24 protein-coding genes and 1 tRNA gene are annotated in these 23634 nt (G+C 55.9%); 11 read left to right on the top strand and 14 right to left on the bottom strand.

What is annotated here, in order from left to right; all coding sequences use genetic code 11:
* The first annotated feature begins 21 nt into the window (after window positions 1-21).
* Window positions 22-1668: a chaperonin GroEL gene (gene groL, locus IM290_RS07310; RefSeq protein ID WP_015572446.1), complete on the top strand. Its 1647-nt coding sequence runs from the start codon at window positions 22-24 to the stop codon at window positions 1666-1668.
* Window positions 1669-1733: 65 nt separating this feature from the next.
* Here the strand turns inward: groL and iadA are convergent, their stop codons facing one another.
* From iadA to IM290_RS07295, 3 genes are read right to left on the bottom strand one after another with little or no spacing between them, the layout of a single operon-like run.
* Window positions 1734-2897, bottom strand: coding sequence for a beta-aspartyl-peptidase (gene iadA, locus IM290_RS07305; protein ID WP_032652267.1), 1164 nt, complete (start codon window positions 2895-2897; stop codon window positions 1734-1736).
* A 10-nt stretch (window positions 2898-2907) separates the two neighbouring features.
* Complete coding sequence (locus tag IM290_RS07300) at window positions 2908-3369, bottom strand: YjiG family protein (protein WP_015572448.1); 462 nt, start codon at window positions 3367-3369, stop codon at window positions 2908-2910.
* A complete protein-coding gene (locus IM290_RS07295; RefSeq protein ID WP_193042247.1) occupies window positions 3366-4013 on the bottom strand; it encodes a nucleoside recognition domain-containing protein in 648 nt (215 codons plus the stop codon). The genes IM290_RS07300 and IM290_RS07295 overlap by 4 nt, the downstream gene beginning before the upstream one ends.
* 233 nt (window positions 4014-4246) lie before the next feature.
* Here IM290_RS07295 and IM290_RS07290 point away from each other — a divergent pair, with 233 nt between their 5' ends.
* The gene (locus IM290_RS07290; protein ID WP_003855938.1) at window positions 4247-4600 is read left to right on the top strand and encodes a DUF4156 domain-containing protein; all 354 of its coding nucleotides are present in this window, start codon (window positions 4247-4249) and stop codon (window positions 4598-4600) included.
* Between the two features lie 65 nt (window positions 4601-4665).
* Here IM290_RS07290 and epmB read toward each other — a convergent pair whose 3' ends face one another.
* The gene (gene epmB / locus IM290_RS07285) at window positions 4666-5694 is read right to left on the bottom strand and encodes an EF-P beta-lysylation protein EpmB (protein WP_032652269.1); all 1029 of its coding nucleotides are present in this window, start codon (window positions 5692-5694) and stop codon (window positions 4666-4668) included.
* Between the two features lie 40 nt (window positions 5695-5734).
* Here epmB and efp point away from each other — a divergent pair, with 40 nt between their 5' ends.
* The 3 genes from efp (at window position 5735) to ecnB (ending at window position 6745) form a co-directional block, all read left to right on the top strand.
* Window positions 5735-6301, top strand: coding sequence for an elongation factor P (efp, locus tag IM290_RS07280; RefSeq protein WP_003855940.1), 567 nt, complete (start codon window positions 5735-5737; stop codon window positions 6299-6301).
* A 57-nt stretch (window positions 6302-6358) separates the two neighbouring features.
* Window positions 6359-6490 carry an entericidin A/B family lipoprotein gene (locus tag IM290_RS07275; RefSeq protein WP_015572451.1) on the top strand — a complete coding sequence of 44 codons (132 nt, stop codon included), beginning with the start codon at window positions 6359-6361 and terminating at the stop codon, window positions 6488-6490.
* Window positions 6491-6598: 108 nt separating this feature from the next.
* Window positions 6599-6745 (top strand): lipoprotein toxin entericidin B, encoded by a 147-nt coding sequence (gene ecnB / locus IM290_RS07270; RefSeq protein WP_003855942.1) that lies wholly within the window; start codon window positions 6599-6601, stop codon window positions 6743-6745.
* Between the two features lie 37 nt (window positions 6746-6782).
* Here the strand turns inward: ecnB and IM290_RS07265 are convergent, their stop codons facing one another.
* On the bottom strand, window positions 6783-7382 hold the full coding sequence (locus tag IM290_RS07265; RefSeq protein ID WP_015572452.1) for a LuxR C-terminal-related transcriptional regulator: 600 nt from the start codon (window positions 7380-7382) through the stop codon (window positions 6783-6785).
* 262 nt (window positions 7383-7644) lie between these two features.
* On the opposite strand from IM290_RS07265, the gene sugE reads away from it, so the two are divergent.
* Complete coding sequence (gene sugE, locus IM290_RS07260) at window positions 7645-7962, top strand: quaternary ammonium compound efflux SMR transporter SugE (RefSeq protein ID WP_015572453.1); 318 nt, start codon at window positions 7645-7647, stop codon at window positions 7960-7962.
* Here sugE and IM290_RS07255 read toward each other — a convergent pair.
* Window positions 7959-8489, bottom strand: a complete 531-nt coding sequence (locus IM290_RS07255) for a lipocalin family protein (protein WP_023295791.1) — start codon at window positions 8487-8489, stop codon at window positions 7959-7961. The two genes, sugE and IM290_RS07255, sit on opposite strands and share 4 nt — an antisense overlap.
* A 158-nt stretch (window positions 8490-8647) precedes the next feature.
* Window positions 8648-9793: a cephalosporin-hydrolyzing class C beta-lactamase ACT-17 gene (locus IM290_RS07250; protein WP_017694683.1), complete on the bottom strand. Its 1146-nt coding sequence runs from the start codon at window positions 9791-9793 to the stop codon at window positions 8648-8650.
* 132 nt (window positions 9794-9925) lie between these two features.
* Here IM290_RS07250 and ampR point away from each other — a divergent pair, with 132 nt between their 5' ends.
* Window positions 9926-10801, top strand: a complete 876-nt coding sequence (gene ampR, locus IM290_RS07245) for a LysR family transcriptional regulator AmpR (protein WP_193042248.1) — start codon at window positions 9926-9928, stop codon at window positions 10799-10801.
* Between the two features lie 29 nt (window positions 10802-10830).
* Here ampR and frdD read toward each other — a convergent pair whose 3' ends face one another.
* From frdD to frdA, 4 genes are read right to left on the bottom strand one after another with little or no spacing between them, the layout of a single operon-like run.
* The gene (gene frdD / locus IM290_RS07240; protein WP_000609653.1) at window positions 10831-11190 is read right to left on the bottom strand and encodes a fumarate reductase subunit FrdD; all 360 of its coding nucleotides are present in this window, start codon (window positions 11188-11190) and stop codon (window positions 10831-10833) included.
* A gap of 10 nt (window positions 11191-11200) precedes the next feature.
* Window positions 11201-11596 (bottom strand): fumarate reductase subunit FrdC, encoded by a 396-nt coding sequence (gene frdC / locus IM290_RS07235; RefSeq protein WP_017383964.1) that lies wholly within the window; start codon window positions 11594-11596, stop codon window positions 11201-11203.
* A 10-nt stretch (window positions 11597-11606) separates the two neighbouring features.
* Entirely contained in the window at window positions 11607-12341 is a 735-nt protein-coding gene (gene frdB, locus IM290_RS07230) for a fumarate reductase iron-sulfur protein (protein ID WP_006810403.1), read from the bottom strand.
* Window positions 12334-14124 (bottom strand): fumarate reductase (quinol) flavoprotein subunit, encoded by a 1791-nt coding sequence (gene frdA, locus IM290_RS07225; protein ID WP_193042249.1) that lies wholly within the window; start codon window positions 14122-14124, stop codon window positions 12334-12336. The genes frdB and frdA overlap by 8 nt, the downstream gene beginning before the upstream one ends.
* A gap of 310 nt (window positions 14125-14434) precedes the next feature.
* Here frdA and epmA point away from each other — a divergent pair, with 310 nt between their 5' ends.
* Window positions 14435-15412, top strand: a complete 978-nt coding sequence (gene epmA, locus IM290_RS07220) for an elongation factor P--(R)-beta-lysine ligase (RefSeq protein WP_015572459.1) — start codon at window positions 14435-14437, stop codon at window positions 15410-15412.
* 177 nt (window positions 15413-15589) lie between these two features.
* Window positions 15590-17089 carry a glutamate/gamma-aminobutyrate family transporter YjeM gene (yjeM, locus tag IM290_RS07215; RefSeq protein ID WP_032646974.1) on the top strand — a complete coding sequence of 500 codons (1500 nt, stop codon included), beginning with the start codon at window positions 15590-15592 and terminating at the stop codon, window positions 17087-17089.
* Window positions 17090-17125: 36 nt separating this feature from the next.
* Here yjeM and mscM read toward each other — a convergent pair whose 3' ends face one another.
* The 3 genes from mscM to rsgA all read right to left on the bottom strand — a co-directional run bounded on the left by mscM (window position 17126) and on the right by rsgA (window position 22587).
* Complete coding sequence (mscM, locus tag IM290_RS07210) at window positions 17126-20449, bottom strand: miniconductance mechanosensitive channel MscM (protein ID WP_017694680.1); 3324 nt, start codon at window positions 20447-20449, stop codon at window positions 17126-17128.
* A 19-nt stretch (window positions 20450-20468) separates the two neighbouring features.
* Entirely contained in the window at window positions 20469-21437 is a 969-nt protein-coding gene (gene asd / locus IM290_RS07205) for an archaetidylserine decarboxylase (protein ID WP_026080660.1), read from the bottom strand.
* 97 nt (window positions 21438-21534) lie between these two features.
* On the bottom strand, window positions 21535-22587 hold the full coding sequence (rsgA, locus tag IM290_RS07200; protein WP_003855964.1) for a small ribosomal subunit biogenesis GTPase RsgA: 1053 nt from the start codon (window positions 22585-22587) through the stop codon (window positions 21535-21537).
* 107 nt (window positions 22588-22694) lie between these two features.
* Between rsgA and orn the strand changes: the two genes are divergently transcribed.
* Together orn and IM290_RS07190 are read left to right on the top strand one after the other, a co-directional pair.
* Complete coding sequence (orn, locus tag IM290_RS07195) at window positions 22695-23240, top strand: oligoribonuclease (protein ID WP_003855965.1); 546 nt, start codon at window positions 22695-22697, stop codon at window positions 23238-23240.
* Between the two features lie 196 nt (window positions 23241-23436).
* Window positions 23437-23512, top strand: a tRNA-Gly gene (locus IM290_RS07190).
* The last annotated feature ends 122 nt before the right edge of the window (window positions 23513-23634 follow it).

Below are 23634 nucleotides of genomic sequence, written 5' to 3'. Positions count from 1 at the left end.
CGAATTTGAGGAAATAAGAACATGGCAGCTAAAGACGTAAAATTCGGTAACGACGCTCGTGTAAAAATGCTCCGCGGCGTAAACGTACTGGCAGACGCAGTGAAAGTCACTCTGGGCCCGAAAGGCCGTAACGTAGTGCTGGACAAATCCTTCGGCGCGCCAACCATCACCAAAGATGGTGTTTCTGTTGCACGTGAAATCGAGCTGGAAGACAAGTTCGAAAACATGGGCGCACAGATGGTGAAAGAAGTTGCCTCTAAAGCGAACGACGCTGCCGGTGACGGCACCACCACCGCGACCGTACTGGCGCAGGCGATCATCACCGAAGGCCTGAAAGCCGTTGCTGCGGGCATGAACCCAATGGATCTGAAACGTGGTATCGACAAAGCTGTCGCCTCTGCTGTTGAAGAACTGAAAGCGCTGTCCGTACCGTGCTCTGACTCTAAAGCCATTGCTCAGGTTGGTACTATCTCCGCTAACTCCGACGAAACCGTAGGTAAACTGATCGCTGAAGCGATGGATAAAGTCGGTAAAGAAGGCGTGATCACCGTTGAAGACGGTACTGGTCTGGAAGACGAACTGGACGTGGTTGAAGGTATGCAGTTCGATCGCGGTTACCTGTCTCCATACTTCATCAACAAGCCAGAAACTGGCGCTGTTGAGCTGGAAAGCCCGTTCATCCTGCTGGCTGACAAGAAAATCTCCAACATCCGCGAAATGCTGCCAGTGCTGGAAGCCGTTGCGAAAGCAGGCAAGCCGCTGGTAATCATTGCTGAAGACGTTGAAGGCGAAGCGCTGGCGACTCTGGTGGTTAACACCATGCGTGGCATCGTGAAAGTGGCAGCGGTTAAAGCACCTGGCTTCGGCGATCGTCGTAAAGCGATGCTTCAGGATATCGCTACCCTGACTGGCGGTACCGTGATCTCCGAAGAGATCGGTATGGAGCTGGAAAAAGCGACCCTGGAAGACCTGGGCCAGGCGAAACGCGTTGTGATCAACAAAGACACCACCACCATCATCGACGGTGTGGGTGAAGAAGCTGCTATTCAGGGCCGTGTTGGTCAGATCCGTAAGCAGATCGAAGAAGCAACTTCCGATTACGACCGTGAAAAACTCCAGGAGCGCGTAGCGAAACTGGCAGGCGGCGTAGCGGTAATCAAAGTCGGTGCGGCTACCGAAGTTGAAATGAAAGAGAAGAAAGCACGCGTTGACGATGCCCTGCACGCGACCCGTGCTGCGGTAGAAGAAGGCGTGGTTGCTGGTGGTGGTGTCGCGCTGGTGCGTGTAGCCGCTAAACTGGCTGGCCTGACTGCTCAGAACGAAGACCAGAACGTGGGTATCAAAGTTGCGCTGCGCGCGATGGAAGCTCCTCTGCGTCAGATCGTGTCCAACGCCGGTGAAGAGCCGTCTGTGGTTGCGAACAACGTGAAAGCGGGTGAAGGTAACTACGGTTACAACGCGGCAACTGAAGAATACGGCAACATGATCGACTTCGGTATCCTGGATCCAACTAAAGTGACCCGTTCTGCACTGCAATACGCGGCATCTGTAGCTGGTCTGATGATCACGACCGAGTGCATGGTGACCGACCTGCCTAAAGGCGACGCGCCTGACTTAGGTGCTGCTGGTGGTATGGGCGGCATGGGTGGCATGGGCGGCATGATGTAATCATGTTGTTCTGAACCTCTCAGAACGAACCCCGGGCAGCAATGCCCGGGGTTTTTTATTGTCTTCTACTCAAACGTGCCTTTCACGCACACAACGCCTCCACTCACCATCTGGCGGCCTTTCGCCCAGACCTCGCGGATCTTCAGATCATCGGTCAGCACCAGGACGTCGGCATCGCATCCGGGCGCGATCCGCCCTTTATGCTCCAGGCCGAGAAATTCCGCCACGTTACGCGTAAACGGCAGAAGCGCCTCCTCCAGCGGCAGGTGATACCGGCCGACCAGCTGCTGTAGCGTCTCAAGCAGGGATTCAAATCCCGCCACGCCAATGCCAACAAGATTACCATTTGCGTCAAAATTCGGCTGGCTGCCGTTGCCATCCGAGCTGAGCGTGAGCCGGTTAAACGGCACCTGTGCTTCACGGGCCGTCGCGATAGCGGTGGCGGCATCAACAGGTTCGCTGATGCTGGTGGTGATGTCGATGTACCCCCCTTCGCGGGCATAGTCCAGTGCGGCGTGGAACAGTGCCTGGGCGCGGTTGACGTGAGTTGGCAGCAGCTTCGTGCGGGGCACGTCGGCGTTATTCAGGATGTTAAGCAGCGGCTCCAGCAGTTTCGGGCTGTTGCCGAGGTGAAACACGGATATCCCCGCTTTGGCACCCAGCAGCCCGCCGACGCGTGACTGGGCGGCTATATTCGCGAGCTGGTCATCTGCCGGAGCGGAAGAGCGATGGTCGGAAATCGCGCATTTCACGCCAATGATTTTATCAATCAGCGCCACATCCTTTTCGATACTGTCGGTAATCGTCGGAGAAGGCAGGCCATACGCGCCTGTCAGCATCCACGCGCTGATCCCTTCATGCTCAAGCGCCCGCGTTTTCGCCAGCAGCGACTCGGGATGGCGGGTCACGCCGTCGGTGCCCAGCAGGCCAACAACGGAGGTGATGCCAGCCGCCACCAGCGCAGACAATCGCACCTCTGGCGTCCGGGTGTGGGGACCGGCTTCACCGCCGCCGCCAATCAGGTGTACATGCTGATCGATAAACCCCGGACAAACCACCGCTCCGGCGAGATCGCTTTCAGGACAGTCTGGCCTCGTTGTGGCGTGGCCCGCTTTTTCGACTGCGACGATTTTTCCTCCGGCAATCAGCAGATCGCAATGCCCAAGATCCTCGGGAGCGTAAAGCTGCGCATTGCGGAAAAGGTGCGGTTCCAGCACTGAAAAATCCATTTTTATCTCCTCAGAAGAGTAGCTGCATCACCCACATTGAGAGCAGGGCGTTAATGACGCAGATAGTGATGATGTGCGGATAATACTTCGGGTTGACGCCTGCGGTGCCAAGGCAACGGCCCGTGTTTTGCACCGGATTACCCATCAGATAGATGGCGGGCAGCAGGATGGTGGCATCGTGACCGTTGAGCGTGCCGGCAGCGACCAGACTGGCGCAGACCCCCACACCGCCGCCCATGCTCATTACCGAGGCCAGAAGAACCGTTGCCGCCGCACCCGGAAGCCCCCACAGGGCCATGATGGGCTCGCATACCCTGCCGACAATATCCAGCAGGCCGGTTACCTTGAGCGCCTGAATGATGACAAACGCCATGACCACGTTCGGCAGCAGGCTGGTGGTGGCGATGGTAAAGCCGCGGCGGGCGCCATCGATAAACAGGTCCATGATATTTTTACGCGGCTGGGCGATCATCTTTCCTCCTGAACGCGGCGAACTTCCATGTGGGCGATCCACAGTCGCAGGAAGTTCGCGCCAACAAATTTGAACACCAGAATGACGGCAAGCGGCGTGATCACCGGGACGGTAATAAAGGTAAAGAGTGCGGCACCGGAAGAAAAATAGTTGGTAATAATGGCGCTACCGCTGGTCTGGAAGGTGGCGAAAATGGCGCGTTCATGGTCAGTAATCGCCCCTTCGTCAGTCAACTCTTTGGTCATCCCTGCGGCTGCATCGGTATTTTGCTGGTTGGCGATAAGCGCCAGAGAGCAGATGCCCGGCACGCCGAGCAGCGGGCGCAGAATGGGCGTCATGAGCTGTTGTGCGGCGCGCAGCCCGCCCAGCCCCTCGGTAACGGCAATGATCCCGAGCGATAAAATGACCGAGGGCGCCAGTTCAAGGGCAAATAAAAAACCGTCTTTCGCTCCTGTGCCGCCCTCACCGCGAAACGTCAGCGCGCCGTTCACCGGTCCAAAGCTGCCGTTCAGGACGGTAAAATCCAGCACGCGCCACCATTCGGTACTTTTGGCGAAAAAACCTGAGAAAAATACGATGGTGAGCACGAACGCCAGATAGCCCACCCAGGTTACTTTTTCCTCTCCTGAGGATGATGCACTCATGAAACCCCCTTTTTTGAGTCGCGTACAAAAGTTGTACGTCGCATCACTAAAAACGATCGGGGGCTAAAACACGATATCCCAAAGGTTATTATCAGAATTCATTTAAGATGTCGGAGGAGTGCGAGCGGAATCTGGCTCGCAGAAATGCTCAGCATTTTTCTTTTGGTCATCTTTTTAGTATAAGGTTTACACGCGGACAACTACTGTCCAGCTTATTGAAAACGAGGAATAACATGCGCATAAAAGTCTGTGCAGGGATTGTAGGTGCAGCATTGCTGCTGGCGGGTTGTAGCACCAGCAATGAGCTGACGGCAGCGGGTCAGAGCGTTCGCTTTGTGGAAGATAAGCCGGGCAGCGAATGCCAGCTGTTAGGCACCGCCACTGGCGAGCAAAGCAACTGGATGTCGGGGCAGCACGGCGAAGAGGGCGGCTCTATGCGCGGTGCGGCCAATGCCCTGCGTAATCAGGCTGCGGCAATGGGCGGCAACGTCATTTACGGGGTGAGCAGCCCGACGCAGGGGATGCTGTCCAGCTTTGTGCCAACCGCCAGCCAGATGAACGGCCAGGTCTATAAGTGCCCGAACTGATATAACTTTTTGATGGCGCTGCCGCTTTATCTCCAGGGCAGGTAAGCGTAGCGCCACCTGCCTTTTTACTGCTGCCGCAGCTGCAAATCCAGCGGCGTCTTACTCGGCTCTCCGCCAATCTCACGTGCCAGCTTCGGCACCATATAACCCGAAACCAGCGTTAACAGCTCGCGCATAATCTTCCGGGCCTCTTCATCTGTCACCATGAAGTGCGCCGCGCCCTGGACGCGATCCAGAACATGCAGGTAATAGGGCATTACGCCCGCATCAAATAAGGCATTGCTGAGATCGGCCAGCACGCGGGCGCTGTCGTTCACGCCGCGCAGTAATACGCTCTGGTTGAGCAGCGTCACGCCTGCCTTTCGCATACGCGCCATCGCCGCACGAAAGTCCGCGTCAATTTCATTCGCGTGGTTGATATGGTTCACCAGCAGCACCTGCAAACGGGACTGATCCAGGCGCGTGACCAGGGCGTCGGTGATACGCGCCGGGATGACGATCGGTAAACGGCTGTGAATGCGCAGACGCTTAATGTGCGGGATGGTCTCAAGCTGAGTCAGCAGCCAGTCCAGCTCATGATCTTTTGCCATCAGCGGGTCGCCGCCGGAAAAGATGATTTCATCCAGCTCCGGGTGCGCCGCGATGTAGTCCAGTGCCACCTGCCAGTTGCGTTTATTGCCCTGATTTTCGGCGTACGGGAAGTGGCGACGGAAGCAATAGCGGCAATTTACCGCGCAACCACCCTTAACCAGCAGCAGGGCGCGATTACGGTATTTATGCAGCAAACCCGGTACGACACTGTTTTGCTCTTCCAGCGGATCGGTGCTGTATCCGGGGGCGGTAATAAACTCATCCTGAGAGGTAAGCGTCTGTTTTAATAATGGATCATCAGGGTTACCCTTTTCCATTCGGGCAACAAACGCGCGGGGAACGCGCAGGGCGAAAAGGCGCTTCGCCTCACGACCTGCACGCAACGCTTCGTGCTGTTCGAGGTCTAAAAGACGCAGCAATTCATCAGGACTGGTGATTACATCGGCAAGTTGCGATAACCAATCTTCTCTGGACGGGGTGTTTAGGGTTACAATATGCGCCATTTTGTGGCTTAGCTACCAGTTAACAAATTTAGAGGGCCTTATGGCAACGTACTATAGCAACGATTTTCGTGCTGGTCTTAAAATCATGATGGACGGCGAACCGTACGCGGTTGAAGCCAGCGAATTCGTTAAACCAGGTAAAGGCCAGGCATTCGCACGCGTTAAGCTGCGCCGCCTGCTGACCGGTACCCGTGTTGAGAAAACCTTCAAATCTACTGACTCCGCTGAAGGCGCTGATGTTGTCGATATGAACCTGACTTACCTGTACAACGACGGTGAGTTCTGGCACTTCATGAACAACGAAACCTTCGAGCAGCTGTCTGCGGACGCGAAAGCGATTGGCGACAACGCCAAGTGGCTGCTGGATCAGGCTGAGTGCATCGTTACCCTGTGGAACGGTCAGCCTATCGCGGTTACGCCTCCGAACTTCGTTGAGCTGGAAATCGTTGAAACCGATCCAGGTCTGAAAGGTGATACCGCAGGTACTGGCGGCAAGCCTGCCACCCTGTCTACCGGCGCGGTGGTTAAAGTGCCACTGTTCGTACAGATCGGTGAAGTGATCAAAGTGGATACCCGCTCCGGCGAATACGTATCCCGCGTGAAGTAATTTACGTCATGATTAAAGGCGCAGCGCCCGCTGCGCCTGATTTTGCAGGCAGGGAAGATGAAACGTACCGTTAAAATTCTGCTTCTGTTAGCGTTCTCCAGCGCAATTCTCTCCGGTTGCAACACCGCGCGTGGCGTGGGCGAAGATATTCAGGATCTCGGCCATATCATTTCCCATGCGGCCAGCTAATTCCGTCTAATTTTCCTAAAAATTCTTCCTTTTCCGTCAAACGACAAGATCTTGTCTATTCTTAAGTTGCTATACACAAAATAACTTTGGCTATAAAAGGAAGATATTATGGTTAAGAAAACAATTGCAGCGATCTTTTCTGTTCTGGTGCTTTCTTCGGTACTGACTGCATGTAACACCACCCGTGGCGTAGGGGAAGATATCTCCGACGGTGGTAACGCGATTTCTGGCGCAGCAACTAAAGCTCAGAACTAATGAAAGCGACGGTACGGCAGCTAACTTCACCGTACCGTCAATTCTCCACTTCCTGTAGCGATAAAAACGGGGAGTAACGCGTATCCATATGAAGCTTCATGCGGATATTGCGTTTGTACGTATACACCGTTTTTCCGTTAATGCGCAGATTGCTGGCAATTTTCTGGTTGCTCGCACCATCCATCCACAGGGTCAGTACTCTCTCTTCCTGACGCGTCAGTAACGGTGCCGCCATTTCCGGAAGCTCCGCGCTTGCGCATGTCGTTAGCGCGTCGTTTATCACCGCCGCCAGTTTTTCCAGATCGGTATTTTTGGAAAGTGAAGACCATATCGGGAACTGCGCAAGATAATCTGTCATCTCCTGCTCCTGCCCCGATTGCAGCATAATAAAAGGCAATGTTTCGCTGGCAATAAGCAGGGAAGATAGCTGCTGAAAATGGTGTAAATCCTGCCGGAAGCCCGATAAATCAGCGATGACCAGCGCAGGTTTCCATTGCAGGATATGCTCTCTGGCGAGGAAAAGATTATTTACCCCGGTTACGACGAAATGACCCGAAAACAGGTCTGAATGATTGAGCCAGGCTTCAAATCCCGTGCGGGTGAAGTGACAACGGTCAATCAAAAGAATTTTGAACATATAATTTTCGCAGTCGGCTAGTGGTTTGGCTTCCTGCCATCAGAAAGCCTATCATCATAGAGAAGTCGGATGAGTCATAAATGCCTGAACTCCGTGCCTTACTGAGGCTATTTCTTGCCTTAACGTGTTCAGCAGAAAAAGTTTGAAAAAAAATTCCATGCTAACCAAAATATAAGGCGCAACCTCAGCCTTGCGGGACGACCCGTAAGCGCTTCATTCATCGGGGACGGCCCCAACTTGTCGTTAAGTTAAGGAGCCTGATATGTCCTGGATCGTTCTTGTTATTGCCGGTTTGCTCGAAGTGGTATGGGCAATTGGCCTGAAATATACCCACGGTTTTACCCGCCTGACGCCCAGCGTCATCACTATCGCCGCAATGATTGTCAGTATCGTCATGCTGTCATGGGCGATGCGAACCTTGCCAGTCGGAACGGCTTACGCTGTCTGGACTGGAATTGGCGCGGTAGGGGCTGCCATTACCGGCATTCTGCTGCTGGGGGAGTCTGCGAGTCTGGCGCGCATCGCCAGCCTCGCGTTAATCGTCGCGGGTATCATCGGGTTAAAACTCAGTACGCACTAATGCAGCTGTTTTACCCAGATTAATTTCGTCACGTCAAACCCTTGCCGGGTCGCTATGTCCAGCATCTGCTGTTTCATTTCCGTCGAGATCGTTGGCGTGCGGGAGAGGAGCCATAGATAGTTGCGATCCGGCCCACACACCAGCGCATGGCGGTACTCTCTGTCCAGCGCAATGACGTTATACCCGCCATAGAATGGGCCGATGAAAGAGACTTTCATGGCCGCGCGGTTAGACGCGCCGGTGAAATAGGCCTGACCAACTGACTGCTGCCACATCTGGCGATCCGGGTTATAGCCGCGGTTAATGACCCGGATCCCGCCGTCATCCATCGCGCTGTAGCTGACCGTGACTTTTTCTAAGCCCCGTTCGAACTGATGGTCCATTCGGGCGATTTCATACCAGGTGCCGAGGAAGCGCTGTGCGTCGAAATTACTGACTACCGTGACGCCAGGCGGAGGAGTAGGGGAACTGCAAGCAACCACTAAAAACGCGGCTGTTACTGCGGCAATAACAGGCAGAATGCGCATAGGAGTTTCCTTACTGTTTTTTGTTAAGTGTAGATGACAGCAAGGAAAATGCGGGAGATTGTGCAGGGTGTTTTGCCGGGTGACGGCTTCGCCTTACCCGGCCTACAAAGTTCATGCGTTGTGTAGGCCGGGTAAGCGCAGCGCCACCCGGCAATGTTTTACTGTAGCGCCTCGAGGATATGGTATGCCGCCTCAACGCGTGCCGGGTTCGGATAGCTTGTATTCGCGAGCATCACAATACCGATCTGCTTTTCAGGAATAAAGGCCACGTAGCTGCCAAACCCGCCAGTAGAGCCCGTTTTATGGACCCAGGACGCTTTGACCGGGGGAGCCGGTGGATTCACTTCTGCCACGGGCAACGGCGCCAGCGCTACCTTACTGTCGCTGCCCTCGACCACCGTGTTGGCCTCCACGGGCCAGTTGAGCATCTCCCAGCCCAGACCCTGATACATTGACCCGATACGCCAGTAGCGCGACTGCGCCAGCGCGATGCCCTGCTTAAGTGAGGCATCAGCAACGTTCTCCGGCGCCATGTTTGCCATGACCCAGTTCGCCATATCCTGCACGTTGGTTTTCACGCCATAGGCTTGTGCATCCAGCATACCCGGCGAAACGCGCACCGCTTTACCGTCACGATAGCCCCAGGCGTAATGCGCCTCTTCCGCTTTCGGCACGTTAATCCAGGTATGGTCCAGCTTGAGCGGCTTAAGGACCCGCGTCGTCATGGCCTGCTCATAGGGCATGCCAGAAGGTTTGACCGCCAGCGCACCAAAAAGACCGATGCTGGCGTTGGCGTAAAGACGCGTTGTGCCAGGCTTCCACTGCGGCTGCCAGTTTTGATAAAAGCGCAGCAGGGAGGCGTTATCCGTGACCTCATCCGGTACCTGTAGCGGCAGGCCGCCAGCGGTGTAGGTGGCGAGATCCAGCATACGAATACCCTGCCACTGCTTGCCCGTCAGCTGTGGCCAGTATCTGGTCACCGGATCGTCCAGCGAAATTTCACCGCGAGCAATGGCATCTCCACCTAAAACGCCGGTGAAGGTTTTACTTATAGAACCCAGCTCGAACAGGGTCTGAGGCGTAACGGGTTTATTCGCCGCGATATCGGCCTTGCCAAACGTGTAATAGTGCGGTTTTCCCTGATAAATAACGGCCACCGCCATGCCTGGAACAGACTGGGCTTTCATCAGCGGGGTAACCGTATTCGCGACCACCTCCGCCAGCTGTTTTTCTGACACTGGCGTGGCGAGAGCAGAGCAAGAGATGCCGAGCAGCAGGGCGCAGCAAAGGGATTTTTTCATCATCAGTAATCTTCCGTAATAGCGAGTCAAGGGGATATCCGGGCCCGTCAGACAGGCGTAGTCTGTTGGATTTGACTGTGCCTGACAAACGGTTAAATTTAGCATTAGCTGTTAATTTTTCTAACGGAAGCGACCATGACGCGAAGCTATCTCCCCCTCAATTCGCTTCGGGCTTTTGAGGCCGCCGCAAGACATCTCAGCTTTACGCATGCGGCCATTGAACTGAACGTGACGCATTCGGCTATTAGCCAGCATGTGAAAACGCTGGAGCAGCACCTGAACTGTCAGCTGTTCGTTCGCGTGTCGCGCGGGCTGATGTTGACTACCGAGGGCGAAAATTTACTGCCGGTGCTGAATGATTCGTTCGATCGTATAGCCGGAATGCTGGATCGCTTCGCTAACCATCGTGCGCAGGAGAAGCTGAAAATCGGCGTGGTGGGTACGTTTGCCACCGGGGTCTTATTCTCGCAGCTGGAGGATTTTCGCCGTGGCTATCCACACATCGATCTTCAGCTTTCCACCCATAACAACCGCGTTGATCCGGCTGCCGAAGGGCTTGACTATACGATCCGCTACGGTGGCGGGGCGTGGCACGGTACCGAGGCTGAATTTCTTTATCATGCGCCGCTCGCGCCGCTGTGTACGCCTGATATTGCCGCCAGTCTGCACAGTCCGGCCGACATCCTCAGGTTTACGCTGCTGCGCTCCTACCGACGCGACGAGTGGACCGCGTGGATGCAGGCGGCCGGCGAGCATCCCCCTTCGCCAACGCACCGCGTGATGGTATTTGATTCGTCCGTGACCATGCTGGAGGCCGCTCAGGCAGGGGTGGGTATTGCTATTGCGCCTGTCGATATGTTTACCCATCTGTTAGCCAGCGAGCGCATTGTGCAGCCCTTTGCGACGCAGATTGAGCTCGGCAGCTACTGGCTGACCCGATTGCAGTCCCGGGCAGAAACGCCAGCCATGCGCGAATTTTCCCGGTGGCTGGTGGAGAAGATGAAAAAGTAAAAAGCCCGCCGGATGGCGGGCCTGTTCAGTCAGATGGTGACCACGGCAATCAACGTGACGACCGTCAGAATGGTCGCCAGACCGTAGAAGACCCATTTACCGCTTGGCACATGGATTTTCAGATCGTGCATCGCATGGTGGATACGGTGCAGACCACACCACAGCGGCAGGACGATCATCAGGAAGATGAACACGCGGCCAATAAAGCTGCTCGCAAAGGCCAGTACGCGCTCATAGCTCAGCGCATCGCCCGGGAACAGCCCCAGCGGCAGCATGATCCCGACCAGCAGGATAATGACCGGGGCAATAATGGCGCTCCACATGCCGCCTGCGCCAAACAGCCCCCAGAAGACCGGCTCGTCTGAACGTTTTGGATTTGGATTGATCACAGTAGTCTCCTTACCAGAACAGTGCGACAAACAGAATGACCACAGAGACAACTGCCGTCACTGCCCAGAGCCCTTTAATGACCGGCTCTGGCCCCATTTTTTCGCCTTTTACAATGATGTTCGCTGCTTTTGGCGCCAGTTCAAACCAGGTTTTGGTATGAAGCAGCGCGGCGGCGAGCACAATCAGGTTCAGCACAACGATGATTGGGTTTTGCAGGAAGCCCACAAAACTGGCCCAGGCTTCCGGGCCGTGCTTGAGGGCATAAACCCCGTACAGCAGTTCGAGGCTGAACCAGACCGCGGGAACAGCCGTGCCTTCACGCAGCATATAGAAGCGATAAAACGGCAGTTTTTTCCACCAGGTGGACGGCATTGGTCGCACGTAGGCTTTGCGTTTAGTCGTCATCATGCACTCCTTAGCGTGGTTTCAGGGTAGCGATAAGAAAGTCTTTCGAGCTTTCCACCTTTCCCTGCTGAATGGCGGCGGCCGGGTCGACATGCTTCGGACAGACTTCGGAGCAGTAACCGACAAACGTGCAGGTCCAGACCCCGTTCTGGCTGTTCAGCTGGGCCATACGTTCTTTTTTGCCGTGGTCGCGGCTGTCTTCGTTATAGCGGTGCGCCAGGGTAATGGCGGCCGGGCCGATAAACTCAGGGTTCAGGCCAAACTGCGGACAGGCGGCGTAGCACAGGCCGCAGTTGATGCAGCCGGAGAACTGATGGTATTTCGCCATCTGCGCGGGCGTCTGGGTGTTTGGCCCCTGATCCGGCGTGCGCGGGTTGCCGATGATGTACGGCTTAATCGCTTCGAGGCTTTCGATAAAGTGGGTCATGTCGACCACCAGATCGCGCTCAATCGGGAAGTTGCCCAGCGCTTCAACCTTGATACCTTTGGTGTAATCACGCAGGAAGGTTTTACACGCCAGCTTTGGCACCTTGTTGACCATCATGCCGCAGGAGCCGCAAATTGCCATGCGGCAGGACCAGCGGTAGCTCAGGTCTGGGGCCAGGTTATCTTTGATATAGCCGAGCGCATCCAGCAGGGAGGTTTGCTCGTCGTAAGGGACTTCATAGAAAGCGCTGTGCGGCGCGGCGTCCACTTCCGGATTGTAGCGCACCACTTCAATTTTCAGTTTTTGCATCTCAGCCATTCGCCTTCTCCTTCTTATCGGCGGCTTCTGCTTCTGCACCGTACACGCGTTTCGCCGGTGGCAGCGTGGTGATTTTCACGTCGCTGTAGTCCAGTCGCGTAGTGCCATCCGCATCGCGCCAGGCGAGAGTGTGTTTAAGGAAATTGACGTCGTCACGTTCGGTGCAGCCCTCATCCAGGCGCTGGTGCGCGCCGCGGGACTCTTTACGCGCCAGGGCGGAATGGGCCATACATTCTGCGACGTTCAGGCCGTGGCCCAGTTCAATGGTATAAAGCAGATCGGTATTGAAGACGCTGGAGGTGTCGGTGATGCGCACGCGTTTGAAGCGCTCCTGCAACTCGGCCAGCTTGTCGACGGTTTTCTGCATCAGCTCTGGCGTACGGTAGATCCCGCAGCCTTCTTCCATCGACAGCCCCATTTCGTCGCGGATCTTCGACCAGTTTTCGTTACCTTCCTGGTTCACCAGGTCTTTCAGGCGTTTTTCGACGTCTGCAACCTGCGCATCCAGCGCCGCGCTGTTAGCTTCACCTGTCGTTGCGGCACGCTCCATCGCACGTTCGCCCGCCATGCGACCAAAGACCACCAGCTCAGCCAGCGAGTTCGAGCCCAGTCGGTTTGCGCCGTGCAGACCGACGGAGGAACACTCGCCCACCGCAAACAGCCCTTTGATGCGGGTTTCGCACTGCTGGTCGGTTTCGATACCGCCCATGGTGTAGTGCGCGGTTGGACGCACCGGGATCGGCTCTTTCACCGGATCGACGCCCACATAGGCTTTCGCCAGCTCGCAGATAAACGGCAGACGCTCCAGCAGTTTCTTCTCGCCGAGATGACGCAGGTCGAGATGCACCACGTCGCCCCGCGGCGTTGAGATGGTGTTGCCTTTGCGCCACTCGTGCCAGAAAGCCTGAGAAACTTTGTCGCGTGGGCCGAGTTCCATGTATTTGTTTTTCGGCTCGCCAAGCGGGGTTTCCGGACCCATGCCGTAATCCTGCAAATAGCGATAGCCGTTTTTGTTGACCAGAATACCGCCTTCACCGCGGCAGCCTTCCGTCATCAGTATGCCGGAGCCCGGCAGGCCGGTTGGGTGATACTGGACGAACTCCATATCACGCAGCGGGACGCCGTGGCTGAGCGCCATGCCCATACCGTCACCGGTGACGATGCCGCCGTTGGTGTTGTAGCGGTATACGCGACCCGCACCGCCCGTTGCCATCACCACCGCCTTAGCGCGGATCTGGACAAGCGTGCCTTCCATCATGTTCATCGCCACCAGTCCGCGCGCATGACCGTCGTCGACCAGAATGTCGAGAACGAAATGTTCGTCAAAGCGCTGGATTTGTGGGAACTGGAGGGAGGTCTGGAACAGGGTGTGCAGCATGTGGAAGCCGGTCTTATCGGCGGCAAACCAGGTGCGTTCGATCTTCATGCCACCGAAGCGGCGGACGTTGACGCTCCCGTCCGGACGGCGGCTCCACGGGCATCCCCACTGTTCCAGCTGGGTCATTTCCGTTGGGCAATGGTGCACGAAGTAATCAACGACATCCTGTTCGCAAAGCCAGTCGCCCCCTGCAACCGTGTCGTGGAAATGGTATTCGAAGCTGTCATGATCCTGCGCGACGGCGGCGGATCCTCCTTCTGCGGCTACCGTGTGGCTGCGCATCGGATAGACTTTTGAAATCAATGCGATTTTAGCGTTCGGATTGGCTTGTGCCGCAGCAATTGCAGCGCGTAATCCAGCCCCGCCAGCGCCTATTACGGCAAGATCGGCTTGAAAAGTTTGCACGACATTCCTCCAGATTTTTGTTTTCCCGCAACGGGATGAACTAAAGGACGTTCACCTACCCGAACGGGCGATTGCGGAAGCGATTCCACTGCTCCTTTATGGGTAAAACAGTATAACCGCGTAGAAGTGAGGGAAATTTGACGTGTTCGATTTTTTTGCTGTTCTGTGCGGTGATTTATCATCGTGATTAATGAATGGCGTCACAGTATTTCTCTGTGCAATGAAAAAGGACTTTTACTGTGCAAAATTTGTCTCTGCCCCGGCTTACGAGTAGACTTCGTGCCCTTGTCTGAAAACGGAGAAATAACTCATGAGCGAAACGGCCACCTGGCAGCCGAGCGCATCCATTCCAAACCTGCTAAAGCGCGCAGCAATTATGGCGGAGATCCGCCGTTTCTTTGCCGATCGCGGCGTCCTGGAGGTGGAAACGCCGTGCATGAGTCAGGCGACGGTCACGGATATTCATCTGGTCCCGTTTGAAACCCGTTTTGTTGGCCCAGGCCACTCTCAGGGCATGAATCTGTATCTGATGACCAGCCCGGAATACCATATGAAGCGTCTGCTGGCGGCCGGGTGTGGTCCGGTCTATCAGCTGTGCCGTAGCTTCCGTAATGAAGAGATGGGCCGACACCATAATCCGGAATTCACCATGCTGGAGTGGTACCGCCCGCACTACGACATGTATCGTCTGATGAACGAAGTTGACGATCTGCTGCAACAGGTGCTGGATTGCGCGGAAGCTGAAACGCTCTCCTATCAGCAGGCCTTCCAGCGCCATCTGGAAATCGATCCACTGTCGGCTGATAAAACACAGCTGCGTGAAGTGGCGGCAAAACTGGATCTGAGCAACGTGGCGGATAACGAAGAGGATCGCGACACGCTGCTGCAACTGCTGTTCACCTTTGGTGTTGAACCGCAGATTGGCAAAGATCGTCCGACGTTTGTCTATCACTTCCCGGCCAGCCAGGCCTCACTGGCGCAGATCAGCACCGAAGATCACCGCGTGGCGGAGCGTTTTGAGGTGTATTTCAAAGGCATCGAGCTGGCGAACGGTTTCCACGAGCTGACCGACGCGCGCGAACAGCAGCAGCGTTTCGAGCAGGATAACCGCAAGCGCAACGCGCGCGGTCTGCCGCAGCAGCCGATTGATACTCATCTGCTGGAAGCGCTTAAAGCCGGTCTGCCGGACTGCTCCGGCGTGGCGCTGGGTGTGGATCGCCTGGTCATGCTGGCGCTGGGTGCCGAGCACCTGGGCGATGTGATTGCCTTTACGGTCGATCGCGCCTGAAAAAATGCCGGGTGGCGCTGCGCTTACCCGGCCTACTCGGTCATTTAACTCTGCCACATTAAAAACTGCTCATTTCTCTCTATACGGGTCTTTTTCTTAATTTGACTCGGATAGCCACATTGTTTGTCTGGTCATCTGCTACCATCCGCGCAGTTTAATTCCGTTTCGGATGGTTATATGTCTCACTCACTCAAAAAAATGACCCTTACCGGGCTCATTCTGATGATTTTTACGTCAGTCTTTGGCTTTGCCAATAGCCCGTCCGCGTTTTATCTGATGGGCTACAGCGCGACGCCGTTTTATATCGTTTCCGCTCTGTTCTTCTTTATCCCGTTTGCGCTGATGATGGCGGAGATGGGCTCGGCGTACCGGAAAGAAGAAGGCGGCATCTATTCGTGGATGAACAACAGCGTCGGCCCCCGTTACGCGTTTATCGGTACGTTCATGTGGTTTTCATCCTACGTCGTCTGGATGGTCAGCACGGCGGCCAAGGTTTGGGTGCCGTTCTCAACGTTTCTCTTCGGTGCGGATAAAACGCAAGTCTGGTCTCTGGCGGGGCTGAGCTCCACGCAGGTGGTCGGTATTCTGGCAGTGTGCTGGATGGTGGTGGTCACCCTGGTGGCCTCGAAAGGCATCAACAAAATTGCCCGTATCACTGCCGTTGGCGGCATTTCCGTGATGTGCCTGAACCTGGTGCTGCTGCTGGTCAGCATCGCTATTCTGTGCCTGAACGGCGGGCATTTCGCACAGGAAGTCAACTTCGTTTCATCGCCTAATCCGGGTTACCAGTCCGGGCTGGCCATGCTCTCCTTCGTGGTGTTTGCCATCTTTGCTTACGGTGGAATTGAAGCCGTGGGCGGGCTGGTCGACAAAACCGAAAATCCGGAAAAGAACTTCGCCAAAGGTATTATCTTTGCCGCCATCGTCATTTCCATTGGCTACTCACTGGCGATTTTCCTCTGGGGTGTCAGCACCAACTGGCAGCAGGTGTTGAGCAATAACACCACCAACCTCGGCAACATTACCTACGTGCTGATGAAAAGCCTGGGGGTGACGCTGGGCAACGCCATGGATCTCGCGCCGGAAACGTCGGCCACCCTGGGGATCTGGTTTGCGCGGATTACCGGTTTGTCGATGTTCCTCGCCTATACTGGCGCATTCTTCACGCTGATCTACTCGCCGCTGAAAGCGATTATTCAGGGGACGCCAAAGGCGCTGTGGCCCGCACGTATGACGCAGCTGAACGCTGCCGGTATGCCTGCCAACGCGATGTGGATGCAGTGCCTGCTGGTGTGCGTGTTCATTCTGCTGGTGTCCTTCGGCGGTGATACCGCGTCGGCGTTCTATAACAAGCTGACCCTGATGGCGAACGTATCGATGACGCTTCCGTATCTGTTCCTGACCCTGGCGTTCCCGTTCTTTAAGGCGAAGCGGGATCTGGAGCGGCCGTTTGTGATCTTCAAAACCCGCGCGGCGACGCTGCTGGCGACCACTGTTGTGGTGCTGGTCGTCGCGTTCGCCAACATCTTTACCGTCATTCAGCCCGTGGTTGAGGCAAATGACTGGAACAGCACGCTGTGGATGGTTGGCGGACCGATCTTCTTCTCGCTGCTGGCAATGGGGATTTATGAGCATTACCGTCGTCGCTCGACGGCCTGTGTAGCAGAAGTGGCGTAAAGGATTGACCCCCTCCCGACGGGGAGGGGGAAAGGATTACAAACTTCCCGCCGGGCGCGTACGCGCCGCTGACGTCAACGTTCTTCCCGTCTTACGTCCGTCCAGCGTTTCCAGACGCATCTGGAACGGCGGGAACGGCATATCAATTCCGTGCTCGCGGAAGCCAGCCAGGATCAGCTGGTGGATCTCATGGCGCAGCGGCATACGGTGTCCCATCTCGGCGGCGTAGATACGCAGCTCGAAAATCTGGATCCCCTGCTGCAAATCAACCAGGAACACTTCCGGCGGCGGGTTGTCGATTACCAGCGAACAGCGTTCAGCAGCCGTATAGAGGATCTGCGTCACCTCTTCGCTGTTGGCATCCGACGGAGCGGGTACGGTCAGCACCACACGCGTGACGGAGTCGGACAGCGACCAGTTGATAAACTGCTCGGTAATAAACGCCTTGTTCGGGACGATGATCTCTTTACGGTCCCAGTCGCTGATGGTGGTGGCGCGGGTGTTGATCCTGGTGACGCTGCCGGTGAGATCGCGGATGGTCACCGTATCGCCAATTCGAATCGGCTTTTCAAACAGAATGATCAGACCAGAAACGAAGTTGGCAAAAATCTCCTGTAAACCAAAGCCCAGGCCTACGGTCAGGGCGGCAACCAGCCATTGCAGTTTTGACCATTCGATACCAATCATCGAGAAGCCAACCAGCCCACCAAACAGCATGATTAAATACTTGGTGATGGTGGTGATCGCATAGCCCGTGCCGGGGGTTAAATCCAGATGCTGCAACAGCGCCAGCTCCAGCAGGGCAGGGAAGTTACGGATCAGCTGCGTGGTGATGATCAGCACCAGAATCGCAATCAGCACGGCCCCTAAGGTGATGGGCTCCAGGCTTTCGACCCCCTGCACCGTGGACGTCACATCCCATAAAGAGATGTTCTCCAGGAAGCCAAACGCGGAGTGGATTTCCGACCACAGGAAGATCACCGACAGCAGGGCAACCAGCATCAGAATTGAGCGTACCAGCCGCAGGGACTGGGTACTGATCGCATCCAGATCCAGTTCAACGTCATCGGCGTCTGTGGTCCCTTCGGTGCTGTTGACGTGGTTCGGCTCTTCTTCACCCCGCGCGCGCTGGGCCAGAATTTCTGCGCGACGGTGTTTGGCACGGTCAAACGCCAGACGACGACGCTGGATCAGCATGCCGCGGCGAATAACATGGTAGACCACCAGCAGCAGGAACCAGATAGCCACCGACGTTTCCAGTCGGGCGAGCAGCGCCTGCGCCGTGGCGAGATAACCGACCGCTGCCGCCAGCATCGCCGCCAGCGGCGCGCTGAGCAGCAGGTTCCACAGCAGACGGTTAAACATGTTATCGCCACTGCCGGTCTTGTCGAGATAGAGCGGGATCCCGGCGCGTTTCAGGCTGAGCGTCACTACCGCTAACGCCCCGCAGATCAGCATAAAGCACAGCCGTCCCAGCGAGCCGGAGAACTCCCGGTCATTGAGATTATCGAACATGATCAACGCCATAATCAGCGGCACAATCAGCCCGATACTCATCAGGTAGTAACGCATCGCCCGCGCAACGCGATTACGCGGCCAGCCAAAGTGAGCGATGAACAGACCATTTGGCCGCGCAAACGTGGCGCAAATCATCACCACCCACAGCAGCGGAACGGTGGCGGTCACGCCATCGCCAATCGCGACGGCAAGCGGGTAGGGCCAGGCTTCACGCAGGCCGTATCCGAGCGTCATCCACAGCACCGGCAGCGGAGACGCGACCAGAATTGACCAGAACACCGTACGCAACGTCAGCCAGAAGTGATCCTGGGTTACTTTTCCCACTCGGGCGCTGGAGCGTTCAAGGAAACGGGTGAAGTGACGACGGGAATAAATACTGAAGCCCACCAGAATCAGCGCCCCCAGCAGCGGGAAGATGGTCTCCTTGCTGGTTATCATCATTACGCTGGCGAGGCCCAGCTGGCTGAAGGTGTCCAATGAAATGAGGCGGCGCAGATCCTGCACAATCTCAATCGGCCAGGCGAAGGTCATCGGCCGCACGTCGGACGTCCAGAAAAGGTAGCGGTGCGTGGCTTCGTTGACCTCTTTCAGCGCATCCTCCAGCTGGCTATTCGAGACTTTCAGCTTGGTCAGCTCAAGGATCAGCGTATCGCCTCCCTGCAACAGGGAATTGAGCAGTTCGCGTTGGGTGCGCAGCTGCGCTTCCAGAATACGACTTTGCTCGCCGGTGAGCGGCTGTCCGTCAGCCTGACGGATCTGGCGGATTTGCGGCTGCTTGTTGAGGAGATCTTCATAATGAAGACGCTGAACGCGCAACTGCGCCATCTCCGTATCAAGCTGCTGCGGTTTTGGCATCTCTGGCAGACGAGCCACCTGCGCGCGTAACGCTTCGCCCAACAGGTTAGACGAGCCAAGCCACTGGGACTGTTCACGCAGCGTGTTGAGCGCCTGACGAACCTGGAGGGTTTGATTGGTGGCCTGACGCTGCTGCGAGGCCACCAAATCCATGCGCTGCGCCTGCTGATTCAGCGCGGCAGAAAGCTCGCGGTTAACCTTAAACTGGGCGACGATGCTGTCGGGCAGGTTAGCGCTGTTTTCGGCCAGTAACTCGGTGCTTTCCAGCGCACGTTCAGCTTCACGCTGACGCTGGCTGTTGAGTTGATTTCTCAGCGCCTGGAGATACGCATCCAGCTGCTGGCTCTGCTTCTGCGCCAGCTCGGAACGCATCCGCGACAGCTCCTGGCGGTTGTTAGCGGAAAGCTGCGCCAGCTCCAGTTCATCAACCAGCGCTTTTAGTCTGGCGGATTCCGCCTGCAACCCAAGATTTTGCGCCTGATTCTGCGGTGTGCTGCCTGTCTGCGTCCCGATGCGACGTTCCACCTCATTTAACTGACGGCGGGCATCGGTTTGCTGCTGTGGAAGCTGACTGAGGGAATCGGCAATTTCACGCGCCCGTTCCTGCTCCTGCTGCGCCAGACGGCTTTTTTCCAGCAGCTGGCTGCTGACTTGCAGGATCTCCTGATTCAGCGCCTCGGACGTCATCCCCGCGGGGACCTGGCGTGGTTCATCGCGCAGGTTGTTTAGCTGCGAGCGCAGGGTCTGAGAGAGTTTGGGGAAGTTGTCGATAACCTGCTGATACTGCTGCGCGCGCTCAAGGGAACCCTTTCGTTCCTCAAGCGCGTTCAGTGCAGACTGGAGTGACTCAACGGTCTCCGGCTGAGCGGGTTTCGCCGCTTTTGCCTGCTCCAGCTCCTGGGTTATCTGTTTGGCGTCGGGGGCCGTCGCTGCGTACGCCCCCATGCTGAGGCACCAGGCCATCAGTAATACGATAATCGGGCGCACGTCAGCAATCCTTCTGTTGTTAGCCTTCGTCTTTTTTGTCGTCAACCAGCGGGCTGGCGTCGTGCTCGGCTTTGATCTCTTCTTCCGGCAACGGGGCAGGCGCAACCTCTGGCGTCACAAAGACCTCCGTCGATACTGCCAGAGGCTGGCCGAGTTTGGTCACGGACAGGCTTTCCAGCTCGTCGACCAGGTTAACTTTGCCCGGTGCGAACAGGTTGATGACCGTTGAGCCCAGCTTGAAGCGGCCCATTTCCTGACCTTTCAGCAGGGCCACAGAACCTTCTTCTTCGCCGGCAGGCCAGGTCCAGCGCTTGATCACGCCTTCGCGCGGCGGCGTAATGGTGCCCGCCCAGACGGTTTCGATGCTGCCTACAATGGTAGCACCCACCAGAATCTGCGCCATTGGGCCAAATTCAGTATCAAACAGGCAGATGACGCGCTCGTTACGGGCAAACAGGTTAGGAACGTTTTGCGCCGTCAGGTGGTTTACAGAGAACAGATCCCCCGGCACGTAGATCATCTCGCGCAGAATACCATTACACGGCATATGCACGCGGTGGTAGTCGCGTGGGGAGAGATAGGTGGTCGCGAAAGTCCCGTTACGGAACAGATCGGCCATTATGTAGTTACCGGCCAGCAGCGCTTCCAGGCTGTAGTTATGGCCTTTCGCCTGCAAAATCTTGTCGTCTTCAATTTTACCCAGCTGGCTGATCACGCCGTCCGCTGGCATCACCAGCACGTTCGGGTCGGTATTCAGCGGGCGCACTTCGTCGCGCAGCGGACGCACAAAAAATTCGTTGAAGGTGCGGTAGCTTGCCGTATCCGGCTTCTGCGCTTCTTTCATGTCGACCTTGTAGTATTTCACGAACAGGTCGATGACCAGTTTGGTCAGCCAGCCCGCTCGTTTGCTCGCGCCCCAGCCCGCCAGGCGAGTGAGCCACAGTTTCGGCAGAATGTATTGAAGCGAAAGTTTAAATGAGTTTAACAAGGTAGCCTCCAGGCCATTGTTTTGTCGTTCCTGATCCGGCATTACGCTGCCGGAACCTGAAAAAAGGGGACGATTTTAGCGACGCTTAGCTTAGTTGTCAGTTATCAGAATCAGAAAAGTTTTTACGCGTTTTTACCTGGTCCATGCTTTCGAGAATACGGTGGTAATTTTCGAAACGGGTTTCCGCAATTTCTCCGTTCTCTACCGCTTCGCGGATAGCGCAGCCCGGATCGTTGTCATGTTTACAGTCGCGGTATTTGCAAGCGCCTAAATAGTCATGGAATTCGACAAATCCGTTAAAGATTTGTTCCGGCTCGAGGTGCCAGAGACCAAACTCACGCACGCCCGGGGAGTCAATCACATCGCCACCGTGCGGGAAGTGATAGAGACGTGAGGCAGTGGTGGTGTGCTGGCCCAGGCCCGAGACGTCAGACACATCGTTGGTCAGGATCTCCTGCTGAAGGCCGAGCAGGTTGTTAAGCAGGCTCGATTTACCTACGCCGGACTGCCCCGCAAAGATGCTGATGCGGTCGGTCAGCGCATCTTCTAACGGCTTCAGGCCATCTTTGGTGCGGCTGGAAACCATCAACACGCGATAGCCAATGTTGCGGTAAATATCCATCTGCTCATTTACAAAGGCCATGGCCTCGTCATCCAGCAGATCGATTTTATTCAGCACGATGAGCGGCTCAACCTGTAGCGTTTCGCAGGCCACCAGATAACGGTCAATAATATTGAGCGAAAGCTCAGGCAAAATCGCTGAAACGATCACTATCTGGTTGATGTTGGCGGCAATGGGCTTCACGCCGTCGTAGAAATCTGGACGGGTCAGAACCGACGTGCGTTCGTGCACGGCTTCAACGATACCTTTAACCGTTACCCCTTCCGCCGCCTCTTTGCCTGGACGCCAGACCACGCGGTCACCGGTCACCAGGGAACGGATGGTGCGACGGATATTGCAACGGTGGATATCCCCGTCGGCGGATTCGACATCGGCGTGCATGCCGAAGCGGCTAATCACAACGCCTTCTGTCGCTTCGCCAAACAGGTTGTCGTCGTAATCGGGCTTCTCCGTAGTGGTTTTAAGACGGCGCTGGTGATTTGCATTCACGCGGCGCTGCTGCCCTTTGGAGAGTTTATTTTTACTCAATCGCGCTGGCTCCTGGTCGCCCGTAGCGGGCAAAACCTCTATGATACACTCTAATTAATACTAGTTAACCTGCTACTGCCGGTTATGCGAGAAGGGTGGAAAATAACATGAGCGCGGACGAAAACAACCTGATTTGGATCGATCTGGAGATGACCGGCCTGGATCCCGAGCGCGATCGCATTATTGAGATCGCCACACTGGTCACCGATGCCAATCTCAATATTCTGGCGGAAGGCCCAACGATTGCCGTTCACCAGTCCGATGACCAGCTTGCGCTGATGGATGAGTGGAACGTGCGTACCCATACCGGCAGCGGGCTGGTGGAACGCGTGAAGGCCAGCACCCTGGGCGACCGCGAAGCGGAGCTGGCGACGCTTGAATTTCTGAAGCAGTGGGTGCCGGCAGGGAAATCGCCTATCTGTGGCAACAGCATTGGTCAGGATCGTCGTTTCCTGTTTAAGTACATGCCGGAGCTGGAGTCCTACTTCCACTACCGCTATCTGGATGTGAGCACCCTGAAAGAGCTGGCCCGCCGATGGAAACCGGAAATTCTCGACGGCTTCACAAAGCAGGGGACGCACCAGGCGATGGACGACATCCGTGAGTCTGTTGCGGAGCTGGCGTACTATCGCGAAAACTTTATTAAGCTCTGATTTTGCGATCCGGCGCCTTGCGTGGCCGGGTTTTTGTCGCTAAATTGTTCAGCTTGCCGATTAAATAAGCACTTGAACTGAATTTCAAAAAAATCGCTTTGAGGGGGGTTGCAGCTAAACGGATTTCTCGTATAATGCGCCTCCCGTAACGACAGAGAATTACACGTTACGACAGCAACAAAAGCAGTACAGATTTGCGGGAATAGCTCAGTTGGTAGAGCACGACCTTGCCAAGGTCGGGGTCGCGAGTTCGAGTCTCGTTTCCCGCTCCAAATTCTTCTTCATCTCCAGATTATCCACAGCGAAGTGCTTCGTTGGGGACGTTTTCTATTATGTCTGAAATACTCTTGTGAACAGAGTTATCCACAGAAACCGTGTTAAAACCAGTCTGTAC

Origin of the sequence: Enterobacter cloacae complex sp. S1, from assembly GCF_014930525.1 — a bacterium.
Taxonomy (GTDB): Bacteria; Pseudomonadota; Gammaproteobacteria; order Enterobacterales; family Enterobacteriaceae; genus Enterobacter; species Enterobacter hormaechei_C.
Note: the sequence above shows the minus strand (reverse complement) of the source record. Positions and strands in the feature narration are given on the sequence as shown.

Bases quoted from the DNA above. Each gene is read 5' to 3' on its own strand.
- yjeM (WP_032646974.1), top strand. From the start codon at position 15,590: ATGTCTCACTCACTCAAAAAAATGACCCTTACCGGGCTCATTCTGATG.
- ampR (WP_193042248.1), top strand. From the start codon at position 9,926: ATGACGCGAAGCTATCTCCCCCTCAATTCGCTTCGGGCTTTTGAGGCC.
- ecnB (WP_003855942.1), top strand. From the start codon at position 6,599: ATGGTTAAGAAAACAATTGCAGCGATCTTTTCTGTTCTGGTGCTTTCT.
- IM290_RS07290 (WP_003855938.1), top strand. From the start codon at position 4,247: ATGCGCATAAAAGTCTGTGCAGGGATTGTAGGTGCAGCATTGCTGCTG.
- epmB (WP_032652269.1), bottom strand. From the start codon at position 5,694: ATGGCGCATATTGTAACCCTAAACACCCCGTCCAGAGAAGATTGGTTA.
- sugE (WP_015572453.1), top strand. From the start codon at position 7,645: ATGTCCTGGATCGTTCTTGTTATTGCCGGTTTGCTCGAAGTGGTATGG.
- IM290_RS07250 (WP_017694683.1), bottom strand. From the start codon at position 9,793: ATGATGAAAAAATCCCTTTGCTGCGCCCTGCTGCTCGGCATCTCTTGC.
- IM290_RS07295 (WP_193042247.1), bottom strand. From the start codon at position 4,013: ATGAGTGCATCATCCTCAGGAGAGGAAAAAGTAACCTGGGTGGGCTAT.
- frdB (WP_006810403.1), bottom strand. From the start codon at position 12,341: ATGGCTGAGATGCAAAAACTGAAAATTGAAGTGGTGCGCTACAATCCG.
- IM290_RS07265 (WP_015572452.1), bottom strand. From the start codon at position 7,382: ATGTTCAAAATTCTTTTGATTGACCGTTGTCACTTCACCCGCACGGGA.
- epmA (WP_015572459.1), top strand. From the start codon at position 14,435: ATGAGCGAAACGGCCACCTGGCAGCCGAGCGCATCCATTCCAAACCTG.
- groL (WP_015572446.1), top strand. From the start codon at position 22: ATGGCAGCTAAAGACGTAAAATTCGGTAACGACGCTCGTGTAAAAATG.
- IM290_RS07300 (WP_015572448.1), bottom strand. From the start codon at position 3,369: ATGATCGCCCAGCCGCGTAAAAATATCATGGACCTGTTTATCGATGGC.
- IM290_RS07275 (WP_015572451.1), top strand. From the start codon at position 6,359: ATGAAACGTACCGTTAAAATTCTGCTTCTGTTAGCGTTCTCCAGCGCA.
- iadA (WP_032652267.1), bottom strand. From the start codon at position 2,897: ATGGATTTTTCAGTGCTGGAACCGCACCTTTTCCGCAATGCGCAGCTT.
- orn (WP_003855965.1), top strand. From the start codon at position 22,695: ATGAGCGCGGACGAAAACAACCTGATTTGGATCGATCTGGAGATGACC.
- IM290_RS07255 (WP_023295791.1), bottom strand. From the start codon at position 8,489: ATGCGCATTCTGCCTGTTATTGCCGCAGTAACAGCCGCGTTTTTAGTG.
- frdC (WP_017383964.1), bottom strand. From the start codon at position 11,596: ATGACGACTAAACGCAAAGCCTACGTGCGACCAATGCCGTCCACCTGG.
- efp (WP_003855940.1), top strand. From the start codon at position 5,735: ATGGCAACGTACTATAGCAACGATTTTCGTGCTGGTCTTAAAATCATG.